Genomic DNA, 1,493 nt, shown 5'->3' with positions numbered 1-1,493 from the left:
ATCTTAATTGATGATGTTTTCACTACAGGCGCAACAGCAAATGAATGTTCAAAGATTTTAAAAAACAAAGCTCATGCTGAAAAGATTTTTGTTCTAACAATTACTAAAACTTTAAAATAATAAAGGGATTGTTGCAAATTAAAGTATTTTTTTAAAAGCTCATTTTTTTTTATTTTCTTTGATTTTTGCGTATAAATATTATTATTTATTTAATTTTATCAGTGTTATTAACTATTATTTAATATAAATTCAGCTTTTAGACAAAGTGATCTTCCTTAATAGGCAAATTGTACGTGATTTTAGTACTATTAATCTTTTTACATTAAAAAATATTGCATTCATTTTTTCTGCGAATTGATTTTTAGCTATTCCTATATATCTTACCTTACGCTTTTGTTGAGCAAACACTCTCTTATAAGAAGATTTCAACTTTATATAATAACTTACAAGCTTAGAGTTTTTGCCTTTCATATTGTTCTTTTTAATTGCCAACAAATGTACTTCCCTCTTCATTGACTCCTTTTTAGCTGAAATTACACTATAACCTTTTGTCAGTATTACAGTACCTTAAATCTTGGATACACATCCTAAAACTTTTGCTATCTGTAATATTAGCAGCAGTAACAGCAATCTTATTAATTAATCCAGACTGTATATCAACGCTCCTAGAAAATTAAATTTTTTGACTTTATAAAATAAATTAGCTCTTTGAGAGTAACAGTCCTTGAATGATAATGATAATGATAATGACTATAAATTCCTTGTATTTCTTGGTTTATACATATAACTTTTTCTTCTTTAGTAAAGATATTTATAGTTATTAAATGTGCTCAACTAGAATCGGTGATGCTTACCTTGCAAACAATATCAAAAAATAAGAAAGTTAATTAATTGTGATTAATTACTTCATCTAAACAGTCTATTATTTCTTCTTTGCTATATGGTTTAAGTATATGTTTAGCTGCTCCCACGCTATAAGCTAGGTTAATCTCTGAAGTATTAATCATTCCACTTTGTATGATAACAGGTATATGACTAAATTTACTGGACTGCTTCTTTATGGTAGCAAGTATATCTAGACCATACATGTCAGGAATAATAAGATCTAATAAAATAAGATCTACTCTCATAAAATGCTTATCTAAATATTCAAGAGCTTCCTTACCATTTGTCATACAAGTTACAGTATATTTTGAACTTTTTAGTATCAATTGTATACTAATTAAGCATGCCTCACTATCATCTACTAAAAGTAGATGGTATTTTCCTTTTGATTTTTTAATAACTTTATCACAAGTGCTTTTTGATAAGTTATCAATATTTTTTTGTTCGCGCGCTGGTAATATGAAACTAAAACTTGCTCCACGATTTTTGTTGTTTTCAGCCCAAATTTTACCATGATGAGCTATAACAATCTCTGCTGAAATAGATAAACCAAGTCCTGTTCCGTTTATCCAACTATCTGTACGACTGCTTTGTGTAAATGAAGAAAA

Annotated in this window: 2 protein-coding genes; both read right to left on the bottom strand. The window is 27.5% G+C overall.

The features are described 5' to 3' along the window. Positions 1–249: 249 nt before the first annotated feature. On the bottom strand, positions 250–513 hold the full coding sequence (locus IHI24_RS04670; RefSeq protein WP_194966593.1) for a hypothetical protein: 264 nt from the start codon (positions 511–513) through the stop codon (positions 250–252). Positions 514–887: 374 nt separating this feature from the next. Next, positions 888–1,493 (bottom strand): ATP-binding response regulator (locus IHI24_RS04665; protein WP_194966904.1); only part of this gene is annotated, 606 nt, incomplete at its 5' end.

It is taken from the genome of Rickettsia endosymbiont of Cardiosporidium cionae, from assembly GCF_015476335.1.
Classification (GTDB): Bacteria; Pseudomonadota; Alphaproteobacteria; order Rickettsiales; family Rickettsiaceae; genus JADHZC01.
The sequence above is the reverse complement of the archived record's forward strand: the minus strand, read 5'-3'. Positions and strand labels throughout refer to the sequence as shown.